Origin of the sequence: Spirosoma sp. SC4-14, from assembly GCF_037201965.1 — a bacterium.
Taxonomy (GTDB): domain Bacteria; phylum Bacteroidota; class Bacteroidia; order Cytophagales; family Spirosomataceae; genus Spirosoma.
The window spans coordinates 2,497,598-2,513,036 of record NZ_CP147518.1; the positions used below are offsets into that span (position 1 = coordinate 2,497,598).

Annotated in this window: 11 protein-coding genes and 1 riboswitch; of the genes, 7 read left to right on the forward strand and 4 right to left on the reverse strand. The window is 47.5% G+C overall.

The genetic code is table 11. From position 1 onward, the window contains the following. Positions 1 to 63: 63 nt before the first annotated feature. The 4 genes from WBJ53_RS10145 to WBJ53_RS10160 form a co-directional block, all read right to left on the reverse strand. Positions 64 to 1,194 carry a transposase gene (locus WBJ53_RS10145; RefSeq protein ID WP_338868327.1) on the reverse strand — a complete coding sequence of 377 codons (1,131 nt, stop codon included), beginning with the start codon at positions 1,192 to 1,194 and terminating at the stop codon, positions 64 to 66. A gap of 70 nt (positions 1,195 to 1,264) precedes the next feature. Continuing rightward, on the reverse strand, positions 1,265 to 1,885 hold the full coding sequence (locus WBJ53_RS10150) for a Wzz/FepE/Etk N-terminal domain-containing protein (protein ID WP_338875988.1): 621 nt from the start codon (positions 1,883 to 1,885) through the stop codon (positions 1,265 to 1,267). Positions 1,886 to 1,896: 11 nt separating this feature from the next. Beyond that, entirely contained in the window at positions 1,897 to 2,703 is an 807-nt protein-coding gene (locus WBJ53_RS10155) for a polysaccharide biosynthesis/export family protein (protein WP_338875989.1), read from the reverse strand. 951 nt (positions 2,704 to 3,654) lie between these two features. After that, positions 3,655 to 5,943 (reverse strand): GH92 family glycosyl hydrolase, encoded by a 2,289-nt coding sequence (locus tag WBJ53_RS10160; RefSeq protein ID WP_338875990.1) that lies wholly within the window; start codon positions 5,941 to 5,943, stop codon positions 3,655 to 3,657. A gap of 311 nt (positions 5,944 to 6,254) precedes the next feature. Between WBJ53_RS10160 and WBJ53_RS10165 the strand changes: the two genes are divergently transcribed. The 7 genes from WBJ53_RS10165 (at position 6,255) to WBJ53_RS10195 (ending at position 15,362) form a co-directional block, all read left to right on the forward strand. After that, positions 6,255 to 7,895 (forward strand): hypothetical protein, encoded by a 1,641-nt coding sequence (locus WBJ53_RS10165; RefSeq protein ID WP_338875991.1) that lies wholly within the window; start codon positions 6,255 to 6,257, stop codon positions 7,893 to 7,895. Between the two features lie 107 nt (positions 7,896 to 8,002). After that, positions 8,003 to 9,346 carry a pitrilysin family protein gene (locus WBJ53_RS10170; RefSeq protein WP_338875992.1) on the forward strand — a complete coding sequence of 448 codons (1,344 nt, stop codon included), beginning with the start codon at positions 8,003 to 8,005 and terminating at the stop codon, positions 9,344 to 9,346. 80 nt (positions 9,347 to 9,426) lie between these two features. Continuing rightward, positions 9,427 to 10,803, forward strand: a complete 1,377-nt coding sequence (locus WBJ53_RS10175; protein ID WP_338875993.1) for a pitrilysin family protein — start codon at positions 9,427 to 9,429, stop codon at positions 10,801 to 10,803. Between the two features lie 170 nt (positions 10,804 to 10,973). Continuing rightward, a riboswitch (cobalamin riboswitch) is annotated at positions 10,974 to 11,164 on the forward strand. 145 nt (positions 11,165 to 11,309) lie between these two features. Continuing rightward, positions 11,310 to 13,301: a TonB-dependent receptor gene (locus WBJ53_RS10180; RefSeq protein WP_338875994.1), complete on the forward strand. Its 1,992-nt coding sequence runs from the start codon at positions 11,310 to 11,312 to the stop codon at positions 13,299 to 13,301. A 12-nt stretch (positions 13,302 to 13,313) separates the two neighbouring features. Further along, positions 13,314 to 13,901: a DUF6580 family putative transport protein gene (locus tag WBJ53_RS10185; RefSeq protein WP_338875995.1), complete on the forward strand. Its 588-nt coding sequence runs from the start codon at positions 13,314 to 13,316 to the stop codon at positions 13,899 to 13,901. 241 nt (positions 13,902 to 14,142) lie between these two features. Next, the gene (locus WBJ53_RS10190) at positions 14,143 to 14,664 is read left to right on the forward strand and encodes a bifunctional adenosylcobinamide kinase/adenosylcobinamide-phosphate guanylyltransferase (protein ID WP_338875996.1); all 522 of its coding nucleotides are present in this window, start codon (positions 14,143 to 14,145) and stop codon (positions 14,662 to 14,664) included. Continuing rightward, positions 14,661 to 15,362 carry a diphthine--ammonia ligase gene (locus WBJ53_RS10195; protein WP_338875998.1) on the forward strand — a complete coding sequence of 234 codons (702 nt, stop codon included), beginning with the start codon at positions 14,661 to 14,663 and terminating at the stop codon, positions 15,360 to 15,362. Before WBJ53_RS10190 ends, WBJ53_RS10195 begins: the two co-directional genes overlap by 4 nt. The last annotated feature ends 77 nt before the right edge of the window (positions 15,363 to 15,439 follow it).

Genomic DNA, 15,439 nt, shown 5'->3' on the forward strand with positions numbered 1-15,439 from the left:
GGTAGGTTCTACATTTAAGTTTTTTAAATATTGCTCAACCAGTTCTGCATGGGGGAAAACTCCTCAGTGCTGGACATTGAAGAAAAAGATGCGGATAGGAATCTTCAGCGGCTTACTTAACTGCTTCATCAACCAATCTAAGAAATGTTCAATCGAGCTAAGCTGATTAACCACGCCTGAATAACCCTTGCGGAACACCGACTCCCGTGGCTGAAAGTTGCCCAATTCCTTCTTTTTCGGACGAAGCCGATGATACTGCCGAAAGCCTTCAGCGACACAGATCACGTATAACACGACGATAATGACCACTAACAGCCTAATTTTAGCCCAGTGCTGAACGCCCAGCTCTTCTACATGGAACCCATTGCTCTTCAAATGCTTGAACAGACACTCCGTGGTCCAGCGGATGCGGTAGCGCTCAACAACGACGTGTTTGGACCAGCTTAGATTACTGATCAAGAGCACCAAAGGGTCCGCACTTTGGGCGCCATCCTGATGAGACCGAGCTACAAACTGGTAGCGGTGGCCCTCCAGGGTAAACCACTGGCTGACGGTGCGGCCCCTTAAAGCTCGCTTGAGCAAAGCACTGTAGGCCTTGCCCCCGGCGCTAATAGCCTCTTTATAAGAATCTTTGGGTAAACGGATAATAAAGTTGAGGCCACTCTGGGTTAGAAACTGCAACCAGGCTTTACCCCCGTACTCACGATCCCCTAACAGGCAGAAGCCCTTCACGGGGTAGAGCTTCATGGCTTGCTGGAGCAAGCGTTTGCGCTGCTGCTGAGAAGAATGACCTTTCCTGGCCAAATCCATCCAGAATAAAGGCAGGCTCACCTGCCGATAGACCAGAGACAAAACCAACAACTGAATAGGTTGTTTACCTAGCTGCCAACTGGTAGCATCCAACGTTAGGTAAAGGCTCATGGAGCGGCCATCCCAGCGTTTGATATAGCCTAAGATCCACACCAGCAGCCACTTCCACAGCCTCCGCTGGGCCACTGGATGGTCAAAGAAGCGGGTAAGTCGGCGATAGTGCGAATCCGTCTGGGTGTGCTGATTACCTAGTAGTAGCCCCATGTGGTTCTTAAGCTTGTTAAGGTTGACGGTCTCCTTGATGAGGATGGCGCAGCCGATGGCGATGAGATTTTTCAGCAGAGTCGGTGAGAGATCCTGGCCAAAATCCTTAGCTTTGTCCAAAAGCGAGGAGTGGAATCTTGTTAAGTTGGTCACGCTACAAAACAAGCATTTGCCCTCGCTTTTTCCTATTCTACTCCCTCAATGTCCAGCACTGAGGGAAAACTCTGGTAATAACAGGTTCCAGCTTGTTATTCAGTGGTTTCCTGGTAAAAATGCGTAACTGTCCGTAAGGGGTTCGAATACTTTGATTAATGGGGTAGACCTGCCCGTTTAGCTGAACGGTATTGCTAGTTGGAAAGGTAAAGGTTAATTCTTCCTCATATAACGTAGGATTGGCTTTCTCAACAATCAGTCGTATAGGTGATTCCCCATAAATTTCTTTTTTGGAAGTGCTGGTAGGATTATAATAGCGAACATCGAGGCCTAACTTTTTGGCAACCCGATCCATCATCGTGAATGATTTGAGGATCTCCATTTCATTGTCAACCACTTTATTGCTGCTAAAGAGATCGAGCTCTTTCAGCATAGGAGCATCGGAAATACCTTTCTTTTCATCTTTAATTAACAGACTGGCCTGCACCTTATAAACAGGTGGTTGATAGAGAAGATATATGTAAGCAGCCACTAAGGCCAGCACAAGCGAAAGAACAAACCAGGGCCAATAGCGAAGGTATCGCAGTAGCATGGCCCGAAGATCGGCTTGAGGTTCTAAATCATAGACCTGATATGGTGTGTAGGAATTGGGAACCATGTTTTTGGGTGTTAAAAACGGCTAATAATAATGGCGATAAAGGATAGTCCACTGATTATTATTGGTAAAACCTGATAAATACGGTCAGCACTGGCTACCCGTGCGCTACCTGGTTCTACATACACAATATCATTTGGGCGGAGATAATAATAGGGCGACTTAAAGACATCGCGTCGGGTAAGATCGACGCGGTTGAACGTGCGCTGGCCATTTTCCTCGCGAATAATCAGGACATTATTCCGTCGGCCATATATCGTAATATCACCAGCCAGTCCCAGAGCTGCCGGTAGTGATATCTGTTCGTTTGGAATCGAAAACAGCGAGGGGCGGGCCACTTCGCCAGATACCGAAATCTGAAAATTAAGGTTTCTTACATTAACAGTTGGTTCTTTCAAATAATCGAGCAACTTCTGGCGAATCTCCTTTGCTGCCTGGGTGTTTGTCAGGCCTCGAACAGTTTGTTTTCCAATTAGTGGAAGCTCAATCTGCCCTTCTTCATCCACCAGATAGCCTGGCGTATATTGTATGGGTGTTGTTGGGGCAATTGAACTGGGTGAACCCGCGCGTTCCGATGTGGCAATGACAGCATATGGATTAAAGAAGGCCGTTGCTTCGGGGCTTAGGCTACTTACCTGCACCGAAAGTACATCGCCCGATTTAATAATTGGTATAAAGCGTGGGGCCAAAGCAATGGTGTCGTGTCCACCTTCAGTTTTCTGATATAGTGCCAGTTGTTTGCTGGATATGCAACTCCCTGCCAAGAGACTTAAACTAATAAACCAATATCCTGTATAGGCGCGCAGTACGCGTAACTTCATAACGAATTGTCAATTAGCAATTGAAATAAAACCTGAAAAAGAGTACCGACGCCCCTTATGAGCTATCTGTGCAGAAAAAAGACGATGAACTTACAGATGAATGTCCATGAAGAAATTGCTTACCAAGCCATCTGATGGCTTACATCCTGCGTAGCTGTTTCGTCGATATTTCTTTCCGAAAATTCTGTCAATAAAGTTTAGAATACGCGTTAAGAATATGTCATATGTGTCCCGGTTTAGATAGAAGAATAGACAAAATTATTAAAAAAACATTAGAAAAAGGTTTATTGATAGGTAAATTTTATTTAAAAAACAGTATATATAATTTGTAGAATATATTTAGTTTGTAGGCGATATGGGTGTATAGGATATACTAGATATTCGGGTAATTAGCGCTGAAAAGCAACTGACACAGTAGTAAACCAATGCGGTTTTTGGGAGCCGGTTAATCCTATTGAAAAAGCAGGAAAAGCAACGGCAACGAAGCATTTTTGGTGCTCTGGCAACTGTAAGCTAAAATTGATGGTAGCGTATGAACGCCAGACTAGCTGAAAAGCAGCGATTGGCACCTTGTAATAAACGTTCGCCAGAGAAAAAAGAAAGGGGGGCAGGAAAGAGGAACAGGCCAACAATAGAAGATCGGCTACTACCTCTAAGCTAGTCTGATGTAATCTGCTTTTCAACGCTAGCAGGTCAGGCTGGATTGAAGAAGATCGGCATTAGTGAAATAATAATGATTTGAACTTAATCAAAAGCAAGATAAGAAGCCAGGTGTCAGCCTAATAAATAAGCTGCACGATTCTTTATTATGCTGACACCTGGGCGGTTGCTGACTGCGTAATGGTCGGATAGTTAGAGCACAATTGTTGAACGAATTGGTGTGCTGTTGATACGCAATCTGTATAGACTGTTGTACTTACAACACACCAGAACTTGATAGTGCTACATTGATTATTTTCTGGGGGGGCTGGCCGTCATATAAAAGGTTAGTTTTCCTCCCTTCATAATATCAGAATGAGAAATTGTTGGCTGGGTGAGCAATTTTCCGTTCAGAAGTGCTTTTTGTACATATATATTTTTATCGCTCTGATTAACTGCTTCAATCGTAAAAACCCGACCATTTTCGAGCTGTAAGTGGGCACTTTTTACTGAAGGACTTCCTAATGAGTAGTCTTCTGACCCAGGTGCAACCGGATAAAAACCCATTGAGGAGAACATATACCACGCACTCATCTGACCGCAGTCGTCATTGCCTCCCAAACCGTCGGGTGTGGGTTTATACTGCCTGTTGAGAATCATGCGGACGCGCTCCTGGGTTTTCCAGGGTTGGCCTGCCCAATTGTATAGATAGGCAACGTGATGAGCGGGTTCATTGCCATGAATATAGCCGCCAATAATTCCTTCGCGCGTGATGTCTTCGGTTTCGGCAAAAAACTTGTCGGGCAGATTCATGGCGAAGAGGGTGTCGAGTCGGGCGGCAAATGTCCTGGGCCCTCCCATATACTGAATTAGTGTGGCTGGGTCCTGTGGAACAAAAAAGCTAAAGTTCCAGGAGTTGCCTTCGATAAAGCCCTGTCCGTGGGTGCTATATACATCGAACTCTTTTTTGAAACTGCCATCGGCCAGACGTGGGCGCATGAAACCAATCGATTTGTCGAAGACATTTTGCCAGTTTTCAGCACGTTTCCGGTACGTTTCATACACATCAGGCCGATTTAGCTTTTTGGCTAATTGGGCAATACACCAGTCATCATAAGCATATTCGAGCGTATTGGAGACGGATGTGCCGTTGGCTGTTGATGGGATATAGCCCCGGTCGATATAGTCGCCAATACCTTCATAATCGCGATGGTTTGCGGTGGCGATGCAGGCATCCAGCGCTTTTTGGGCGTCACCTGTGTAAACTCCTTTAATGATGGCATCGGCCAGGACCGATACGCTGTGATAGCCACTCATACACCAGTTTTCATTGGCATAGTGCGACCAGATCGGCAGCATTTTTAACGTACTCTGATCGTAATGCTTCAGCATGGATTGTACCATGTCGTTGTTGCGACTGGGCTGAATCAGGTTGAAAAATGGGTGCAATGCCCGATAAGTATCCCAGAGCGAAAATGTGGTGTAATTGGTGAAGCCAGTTGCCTGATGAATACCCTGATCCAGACCCTTGTACTGGCCATTGGTGTCCATATAGGTTGTTGGGTTCACAAAAGCATGGTAGAGCGAGGTATAAAAATTGATCTTGTCGGGTTCCGACGCGTCAATCAGGATTTTGTTTAGCTCCCGGTTCCAATCGGCCTGCGCTTTAGCTTTTATCTGATCAAAGTTCCAGTGTGGAATTTCGGCCTGCATATTGGCCAGGGCATTTTCCTGACTCACGGGCGATAAGGCCATTTTTAGCTTTACCTGTTCACCCTCATTTGTATCGAAATCGAAATACATCCGAATGCGTTTGCCCGCTATTTCCGGGAAATTTCGGGTCTGGTCGAATTTGCGCCAGAATCCCTTATAAACCTGTGGCTTATCGAGGGTTTTCTGTCCGTATGATTTAAACGGTTTGGAGAACGACAGCGCAAAATAAACCGTCCGGGTGCGGGCCCAGCCGTTGGTTTGCCGGAAACCGGTAATGAGGGTGTCGTTTATGACACGTACAAATGTCCAGACAACTTTATCGTCGTAGTTGTAGATGCCATGCGCCAGATCCAGAATAATGTGCGACTGATCGGATTTGGGAAAGGTGTACTGATGGAAGCCAACCCGATTGGAGGCCGTAAGTTCAGCCAGAATAGCGTGATCGTCGAGCTTGACTTTATAATAACCTGCTTCGGCTACTTCATTCGTATGCGAAAAGGCCGATCGGTAGCCGCTTTTTGGATCGGATGCCACACCTGGATTTAACTGTAGCATACCCTGCGTTGGCATGATCAGGAAATCTCCCAAATCGGAGTGGCCTGTGCCGCTAAAATGCGTATGACTAAAACCAACAATAGTTTTGTCTTCGTATTTATAACCTGCGCAATAGTTATAAACGTTACCGTTATACTTGCCGTTGAACTCGTAGGATAAGGTATCGGAATCGGGGCTCAGTTGTACGGCTCCGAAAGGAACTGTAGCACCTGGAAAAGTATGCCCCATTTTTTCGGTACCGATTAGCGGATGGACATAGGGAACCAGATTCTGTTGGGCGAAGGAAAGAAAAACAAGAAACTGAAAAAGGATAGTAAGGCTAACTTTTGTCATTTTTTGAGGAGATACTCATTAACGAACAATCAAAGGCTAAAAGGTACGAAATCATGGGATAAACGCCTATTTTAGATGAGCAATAATGCCCACTGGCTCGCTTTATGAACCAATGCAGTGTGCCTTTGTGCAGTATTGTTTGCAAACCACATTTAGGTTACTATTTTAGTGCGGCTATCCTGCGAACAAACGAACAGAACCGAAAATGGGTCTTACATTACTGAAACTTGTTAGTTGGCATTGAGTACTGGTATCAGGGGCCTGTTTAGCTTTCCCCATCACCAGAGGCTACTGTCGTTTGTCTGTTTATTATGAAATATTACGCTCCTGCTATTACCTCCCTGTTTCTGTGCCTGTTATTGACAAGTCTATGGAATTGTAAGGATGCTCCTTTGCCCGACCCGGTTTTGGGCGGAGGTACTGGTACCCCTAACCCGCCACCAGTTGTGGTGCCACCAGCGATCCCTGTTTCATCGAGTACGGTTGGCCCCTTCACCTATACAGTTCCTGCGGAGACGGCCAACTGGCTAAGTTATAATTCGAATCAGGTACCGCATGGAGCCATTGGGGCTACTACGGTTCAGGAGTCGTCTACGCTACGGCTGGAGGTTCGGAAAGAGTATGGAGGATCAATTCAGATTTATGATAAAGTAACAGGACAGTATCTGATCAATTTTTATGATAAAGGACGGGAGTCGGGTATGGGATCTTATGCCGGGCCGCGTTCATTTGCCGACGATTCGCCCCGCTGGAAAGGCATTGGCTACAATCCGTTGCAGGCCGGTGACGACGGGGGAAATCCGTCGCCAGTATTGTTTCATGGACTCATCAACGGATATATCTATACCAAAACTCAATGTCTGTCGTGGCCTCATCAGAATGCCCGTTTGTTACCATTCTTTTATGAGCAGTGGGTTCGGCTCGATGAAAATAAAGTGTACGTAAAAGTACGACTCACTCAACAACGTCCCGACAAAACGTTCTATACGTTTGAAGAACAGGAGTGGCCGTTCATGATGATCAATGGTGCCCGATCGGTTCGCTTCTATAATGGCTCTGCCCCGTTTACCTATGGTCCTACCATTGCTTCTGATGGAGTGGAGCGAGTGCAGAACGGCCTGCCGATTTCTCAACAATCAAATTCATTTCAGATTACGGAGCCCTGGCAAGCCGTCGAAATCGGTTCGGGCCGGTTTATTGGGCTTTGTGCACCTATGTATTACCGCGTAAACTATAATGTGGCAGCTATCACTGCCAAGGATAACTGGGAAGGGGGCAATACAATAACCTATGTTGGTGGCCGGCTTTTCGATCCGTTGGACAGCGATAACACGATATATAAAGAATATACATTTGTGGTTGGCTCTGAAAACCAGATTCGGGAGTATGCGTATTCGCAGTCGCGCTCGGCTAAGCCCGACTTCATTTTCGATAAGGCGCATGGTCGTAATAGCTGGTATGTGTTCGATGGGGGGCATGACCAGAAAGAACCCTTTCAGACCGATAACTGGAAAGTGACCTACGATGGTCATATCGACAATGGCCCTTTAGATGCTCGGGGAACCAAACTAATGTCGCCAGCAGGGAGCTGGCGGGCAGCCGACATCGATACGCTCTATATTCAGATGGGTTATACTGGTCCCGAAAGCCAACTAAATCTGGTCTGGTTGCTGAATGGCCAAACCCCCGATGCGATAGACCCTAATTACCCGACCCAGAACGCTATTCGTTTTTGGCGGGGTGCACGCTCGGCCAACGATCAGTATGTGCCAATTCCAGTTATCAACGACGGTAAAATCCGGACCTATAAACTTCCCGTAAAAGGGCATCCGCAATGGATCGATGTGATTCAGCAGTTCGAAATTGCGCATCAGGCTGGCACTGCCGTTATTCAGCCCGGTGAAGTGGTAGAACTTGTTTATTTTGGGGCAACCAATCCCAATAGTTTATAAAGGCTTGGGTGCCCAGGCAACGTTGTGCCGGTTTTGCCGCTCTTTAGCCCGAACAGCATTTTTTTATCTGTTGCTACTCCACTATTTTTCTGTTTAAAACCATTCTCATGAACAAACGAATCGGGCTGTTGGTCGGGTTGACACTTTCGGTGGGTGTCGTACTGGCACAAAATAAGCCTAAGCCAGAAGATGTGCAGACATTCACACTCAAAAACGGCATGAAATTTCTGGTCCTCGAAGACCATTCTATTCCCAACGCTAACTTCTATACTTTCTGGAAAGTTGGTGCCCGCAATGAAGTACATGGTATTACGGGCCTGTCGCATTTTTTTGAGCACATGATGTTCAACGGTGCCAAAAAATACGGTCCTAAACAGTTCGACCGCGTCATGGAAGCCAACGGTGGCTCCAACAATGCCTACACAACCGAAAATACAACTGTTTATACTGACTGGTTTCAGAGTGGTGCCCTCGAAACAATTTTCGATCTGGAAGCCGACCGCATCCGCGACCTGGCAATTGATCCAAAAATGGTTCAGAGCGAGCGGGGCGTTGTATTGTCTGAACGTAGTACGGGGTTGGAAAATAGTAACTATCGGGTTATCAACGAACTGGTGAAGTCGGTAGCTTTTGTCGAACATCCATATATGTTTCCGGTCATTGGCTTTGAGTCGGATATTAAAAAATGGACACAGGCCGATCTGGAAAAATACTTCAAGACCTACTACTCGCCCAATAATGCTGTTGCGGTGGTTGTAGGCGACGTATCGGCTGCTCAGGTCAGAAAACTGGCTGAACACTATATTGAGCCTATTCCGGCGCAAAAACTTCCCGATAGCCTGCGTACAGTTGAACCACTGCAGAATGGGGAGCGACGGGTAACAACTTATAAAGACATTGCAACGCCCAATATTTTGCTGGCCTATCATACGCCCGAAGCCCGGCATCCCGACTATTATGCGCTCGATCTGCTGAGTGGTGTGCTGAGTTCGGGGAATTCGTCGCGACTGGTAAAGTCGCTCGTGCTCGATTCAACCATTGCGTCGCGGGTGTTCACTAACTTCAGCGAGTCGTTCGATCCCAATCTGTTCTACGTATATGCGATTGCGGCCAGCAACGTATCGGCCGAGCAACTGGAACGTTCGGTTGAATATCAGATCGAAAAGATTGTCAATGAAGGTATTACGGATACGGAACTGCAAAAACTGAAGAACCAGAAACTGATGGAGTTTTACCATACCATGGAAAGTATCAATGGTAAAGCAAACTCGCTCGGGACGTATGAATTGTTTTTCGGTGATTACAAAAAACTCTACGAGGCTCCCTCGCTTTATGAGAAGGTGACGAAGGAAGATGTGCAGCGGGTGGCAAAAACGTACCTCAATGCCCGTAACCGAACCGTAGGTTATCTGCTACCTCAGCCCAAAGAAAATCCGGTAAAAAATAACTAGCTCTACATATCTTTTAAGACCAAAAAAGTTTCACAAACCTTTTGGTCTGGTTTGTACTGCATTTTATCAAGACATTAAAAATGAGATATATAACTTCTGTTTGCATAACCTTACTCATTGCCGGAACGGCATTGGCACAAACCTTTAAAGTGCCGCCATATCAGAAATTTAAGCTCAAAAATGGATTGACAGTGTACCTCATGGAGCAACATGAAGTGCCTTTGATCAACGTATCGGCGGTGTTCGATGCGGGCGCGGTACAGGATGGTAATCGCTACGGACTGGCCAACATGACGGCCGATGCGTTGCTGTTCGGTAGTTCAAACTATACGAAAGCACAACTTGAGGAAAAAGCCGAATACGTTGGGGCAAATGTCGACACCTATGCGGGCAAAGAAGTAGCCAAACTAACGGCTTCGTTCGCCGTAAAAGACCAGGATTTGCTCTTCGCTATTATTCAGGATGTGATGACAAAACCAACTTTCGATCAGGTCGAATTTGATAAATACAAACAGCGTCTCTTGCTGCAGCTAACCCAGCAGAAAGAAAGCCCCCGTGGTGTGGTTACGTCGTATTTCAATCGGTTTGTGTTTGATAACCACCCGTATGCTAACCCCACTACGGGTACGCCATCGGCTGTGTCGGCCATTACGGCTAATGATGTTCGGCAGTTTTACCGGAAAAACTATACAACCGACCGGGCCGCCATTGCTGTTGTGGGCGATTTCAATACGGCCGATATGAAAAAACGCATGACGGACTTGTTCGGAAGCTGGAAAACGGCGTCGGCAACATCGCCCAAACTCGTGGAACCAACCGTTGCATTCGACAAAAACCGTGTTCTGCTGGTTAATAAAGACGATGCCCGCGAAACAACGTTTCTGATTGGGGGTAAAGGTATCACCCAGAATAATCCCGACTATATTCCGGTCGTGGTGGTCAATACTATTCTGGGTGGGCGGTTTACATCGTGGCTCAACGACGCACTCCGGGTAAATTCGGGGCTTACGTATGGCGCAAGCAGCCGATTTGCTACCATGCGCAACAGCGGTACGTTTGCGGTTTCGTCGTTTACGAAGGGGAGTACGACCACGCAGGCAATCGATATGGCGTTGCAGGTGCTCGACAGCCTGCACCGAACCGGCATTGACGAAAAAACGCTGCTTTCGGCCAAAAACTACGTAAAAGCCGATTTTCCTCCCCGTTACGAGTCGGCCAGTGAGTTGGCCAATCTGCTTACCGATATGTTCAGCCTGGGTTTCGATGAATCGTTCATCAATAATTTCCAGAAGAACGTCGATGGCCTGACAGTAGCTAAAACCCGCCAGATTATCGACCAGTATTTCCCGAAAAACAATCTTCAGTTCGTGCTTATTGGTAAGGCCGATGCCATTCGGGAAAAAGTAAAGAAATACGGGACAATCACCGAAAAAGAAATAAAAGCCGACGGGTTTTAGAGGCTGAACACTGGTCATTGGTCATTAAAAAATAGGCTCCCAATGATCAACAGTGCTTTTTACTACAAAAATGCCACCGCAACGGCGACTCGGCGCTACGCGGTTACAAAGGTTTATGAAAAAGCCCTGTAATGACCAATGACTACTGGCCAATGTCCATTTTTGTCTATCTTTGCCCCCGCGTTTACGGTTTGCCCTTTGTCTGAAGGGTAATTAAAAGGGAACACCGGTGCAAATCCGGGGCTATTCCCGTAGCTGTAAGTTCTGTTACCAGCCAGCAGCAAAACGGCCACTGCCATTTGGTGGGAAGGCGCTGTTGGTAGAACAAGCCAGAAGACCTGCCTTAAACGAATTCATGATTCGAGCTTTCGGGAAAAAAGCCGTAGATGAAAGACAGGTTTCGGTGAGGTGGCATAGCTGCCTGTGCAGTCACAAACGGAGGTTTTCTGTTTGTCTTTTATTTCAATTTCCGACAGCTCATTACTTAATCTTCGTTTATCTGATTAATGATGAGCAAAATCATTACGTTTACTGCGGCCGCTCTGGCCATTTCCTGCCTGCCTGTCTGGGCGCAGGACAATCCTCAATCTTCAAAATCCGTACAACTGGATGCTGTGACTGTTACGGCAAACAAATTTGAACAGAAACTTTCGCAGACGGGCAAGGTTGTTACGGTTTTATCGGATTCGGTGCTGCAACGCTATGCCACCCAATCGGTCAGCGAGTTGTTGTCGAGGCAGGCTGGGCTGCAAATTGTGGGTGCCAATGGGCCGCTTGGCACAAACCCGGATATTTATGTGCGGGGGGCGTCGGCTGGTAATACGCTTATTCTGCTGGATGGTTTGCCGGTCTATGATCCGTCGGGAACGGCTAACACGTTCGATCTGAACTTATTGACGGTAGGCGAATGCGACCGGATCGAAATTTTGCGCGGTGCGCAGTCAACCAGCTACGGTTCGGATGCAGTGGCTGGTGTCATCAATATTTTCACAAAACGGGGCAATGGTTCCAGCGGTAACAAGCCTGTAGGCGTTATGGCTACGGTCAACTACGGAACCTACAACACCTTTCGTGGAGCTATTGGATTGAGCGGCCAAACCAGGCGATTGTCGTATAATGTTCAGTATACCCGCCAATCGTCGGCTGGTTTTTCGTCGGCTACCGACCCAACGGGGACGAATAATTTCGACAACGACGGATACCGGCAAAATGCCCTGCTGGCCAATCTGACCCTACAGCTAACGAAGCGATTGAGCTGGAAAGTGCAGGGAATGTTGACCGCCTATAACGCCGATATCGATGCCGGAGCTTTTGCCGACGAAAAGGATTATACGTTCAAAAACAAATTTAAGCGGTTGGCTACGGGCGTTGAGTATAAGCATTCGCATGGTCGACTGGTCATAAACTACAGCCTTGGCGACAGTCGCCGGACGTATAAAAATGATTCAACGTCGGTAGAACCTAACGCGTCGGAGCGGTATTCGTATCAGCAATATGGTGGCTTGGCCCATTATGCTGAAGTCTATCATAACCTGAAACTGGGATCGTGGGGCGAACTACTGACAGGGGTTGATTATCGGTTCAGCAATACTGATCAAAGCTATTTGTCGGTTAGCGATTATGGCCCTTATCAGTCGCCACCAATTGGTGCCGACACAGCCCGGATTGGGCAGTTAGGGGCCTATGCAACGGCCGTTCTGACGCCGTATCGGGGTCTTTCGGTTGAATTGGGTGGCCGCTATAACCGCAATTCGCTCTATGGCAATGTGTTTACGTATTCGTTCAACCCGTCGTATCTGGTGGCCGATCGGATCAAGGTGTTTGTCAATCTGTCGTCGGGTTTCCGGGCTCCAACGCTTTATCAATTGTTTTCGCCATATGGCAATAAGGCGCTCCGGCCTGAGCATAGCTGGTCGACCGAAGCTGGAGTGCAACTGTTTACGCATAGTCGGAATGCCTGGGTTCGTGCCGTTTATTTCGACCGGCTGATTAAGGATGTCATGTTCTTTGAGTCGTTGAATACAGCTCCCTATGGTCGTTACATCAATTTCGACCGGCAGCACGATCATGGGCTTGAGATCGAAGCGCAAACCGAAATCAACAAGTTCACGCTGTCGGGAAATATTACGTTGCTGACTGGCGAATTGAAAACGAAAAGTGCCGGACGCGATACGGCCTACAACAACCTGTTCCGTCGCCCGAAAACGCAGATCAATCTGAGCGTTGGCTATCAGGTTATCCCAACGTTATTTGTGTCGGCCACGATGCGGTCGATTGGCGAGCGGACCGATCGTTTTTATAACAGCGAAACATTCAACACCGACAATGTGAAACTAGCTGCTTATACAACGGTCGATCTATACGCCGAAGGGAAACTGGCACCCCAGTTGCGGGTGTATGCCGATGTTCGGAACCTGTTCGACAAAATCTATTACGATATTTATGGCTTTAATACGCGTCGTCGGAATGCAAACATCGGCCTTCGCTTTACCTGGTAACCATCACACACGATGAAACAACAACTCAATCCTCGCTTTGCGGTTCTATTGCTGTTTATTGCCCTAGCGGCTATCCTGCGAATAGCCAATTCAGGACAATGGTCGCCCCTGTTTAATTTTACGCCCATTGGCGCTATGGCCTTGTTTAGCGGTTCCTATATCAAAAACCGTGGGAAGGCCTTTGGGTTACCCTTACTGACGTTGTTTCTGAGCGATCTGGTGATTAATCTGGTGTTATACAGAGGTCAGTTCGGTATTATGTACAATGGCTGGTACTGGATTTACGGCATTTTTGCCTTGCTTGTCTGGTACGGACAGGTCTTGCTTCGCCAGGTTACGATCAGGAATATCATTGTGGCGGCTCTGGTAGCATCGCTCTCGCACTGGCTCCTGGCCGACACCAGCGTTTGGCTAACGGGTGGCACTGATCTGCGTACGAACCTGCCATTGTCGCGCAATTTTGAGGGCTGGCTTCAGTGCATCACGCAGGGGATTCCGTATATGCGCAATTTTCTGGCTGGTACGCTCGCCTACGGCACCCTGCTCTTTGGCGGCTTCGAATGGTTACAAACGCGCTACCCGAAACTGGCGGTTGTATAAAAGAGTGAAAGAGTGAAAGAGCGAAAGAGTGGCTGACGCATCAATATTCACCCGTTCGCTCTTTCACTCTTTCACTCTTTCACTCTTTCGCTCTTTCACTCTTTCACTCTTTCGCTCTTTCACTCTTTCACTCTTTCGCTCTTTCACTCTTTCACTCTTTCGCTCTTTCACTCTTTCGCTCTTTCACTCTTTCACTCTTTCGCTCTTTCGCTCTTTCGCTCTTTCACTCTTTCACTCTTTCATGGCATATCTGCATCTGATTACGGGCGGAGCCCGAAGCGGTAAAAGCCGTTATGCGCAGCAACTGGCGCTGGGCTGGTGCTCCAATCCGGTTTATGTGGCTACGGCCCGTGTTTGGGACGACGAGTTTGCGGAGCGAGTAGCACGTCATCAGTTGGACCGCGGTCCGGAATGGACGGTATTTGAAGAAATGCGTCTGGTAAGCCAACTTCCTATTGCCGGTCAGACGGCTGTGATCGACTGTGCGACGTTGTGGCTGACCAACTTTTTTAGTGATACCAATAGTAATGTTGCTAAATCACTCGATCTGTTCAAACAGGAAATCGATGCCTTGCTGAACATTCCCGGACGGTTCATTATCGTGACCAACGAAATTGGGATGGGTGTTCATGCCGAAACGGCCATTGGGCGGGCGTTCACCGATTTGCAGGGGTGGGCCAATCAGTATGTAGCAAGTCGGGCCGATGCCGTCACGCTGATGGTCAGTGGGTTGCCGCTAGTTGTAAAAGCACCAATACCATGAAAAAAGCAATCATGAACTGGTCGGGTGGGAAAGACTCGGCTCTGGCATTGTGGCGCATTCGGCAATCGGGAAACTATGCCGTAGAAACGCTGCTGACGACCCTGAATGCCACTAACCGCCGGATTTCGATGCATGGCGTTTCCGAAAAGCTCCTGGACGAACAGGCATATCGGCTAGGGTTGCCGCAAACAAAACTGTACTTACCCGAAGAAAGCGCAATGAGCGATTATGAGCAGCGAATGGCCGATGCATTGCAGCCGCTGGTCGATAGGGGAGTGACACAGGCTATTTTTGGCGATATTTTTCTGGAAGATCTGCGGCAATGGCGCGAAGACCGGTTGGCGAAACAAGGCCTTACGGGTGTTTTCCCGATTTGGCAGATGCCGTCTCTCCAGTTATTGGATGAATTCTGGGACGCTGGTTTTGCTACAATTGTGGTTAGTGTCAACAGCCAGTATCTCGATAAATCGTTCTGCGGGCGTGTGCTCGATCGGGCCTTTGTCGATGAGCTGCCTGCCGGAGTCGATCCGTGTGGCGAAAATGGAGAGTTCCATACTTTCGTGTATCAGGCTCCCTATTTTGCCGAACCGATTGACATACAGGTGAAGGATATTGTAACGAAAACATATGAATTCAACACGGCTACAGGCGAACAACAGACATCGACCTATTATTTTGCTGACCTGCAAGCGCTTTAAGTCGTCTGTTTTGGGTCAATAAAAAACAAAAAGCGGTTGATTTAGGGTTTATTCGCAATAAATCGGTTCTTTGCCGA

Excerpts from the sequence above, each read along its gene's own strand:
- WBJ53_RS10180 (WP_338875994.1), top strand. The coding sequence starts at position 11,310 with ATGATGAGCAAAATCATTACGTTTACTGCGGCCGCTCTGGCCATTTCC.
- WBJ53_RS10195 (WP_338875998.1), top strand. The coding sequence starts at position 14,661 with ATGAAAAAAGCAATCATGAACTGGTCGGGTGGGAAAGACTCGGCTCTG.
- WBJ53_RS10190 (WP_338875996.1), top strand. The coding sequence starts at position 14,143 with ATGGCATATCTGCATCTGATTACGGGCGGAGCCCGAAGCGGTAAAAGC.
- WBJ53_RS10155 (WP_338875989.1), bottom strand. The coding sequence starts at position 2,703 with ATGAAGTTACGCGTACTGCGCGCCTATACAGGATATTGGTTTATTAGT.
- WBJ53_RS10185 (WP_338875995.1), top strand. The coding sequence starts at position 13,314 with ATGAAACAACAACTCAATCCTCGCTTTGCGGTTCTATTGCTGTTTATT.
- WBJ53_RS10160 (WP_338875990.1), bottom strand. The coding sequence starts at position 5,943 with ATGACAAAAGTTAGCCTTACTATCCTTTTTCAGTTTCTTGTTTTTCTT.
- WBJ53_RS10170 (WP_338875992.1), top strand. The coding sequence starts at position 8,003 with ATGAACAAACGAATCGGGCTGTTGGTCGGGTTGACACTTTCGGTGGGT.
- WBJ53_RS10165 (WP_338875991.1), top strand. The coding sequence starts at position 6,255 with ATGAAATATTACGCTCCTGCTATTACCTCCCTGTTTCTGTGCCTGTTA.
- WBJ53_RS10150 (WP_338875988.1), bottom strand. The coding sequence starts at position 1,885 with ATGGTTCCCAATTCCTACACACCATATCAGGTCTATGATTTAGAACCT.
- WBJ53_RS10175 (WP_338875993.1), top strand. The coding sequence starts at position 9,427 with ATGAGATATATAACTTCTGTTTGCATAACCTTACTCATTGCCGGAACG.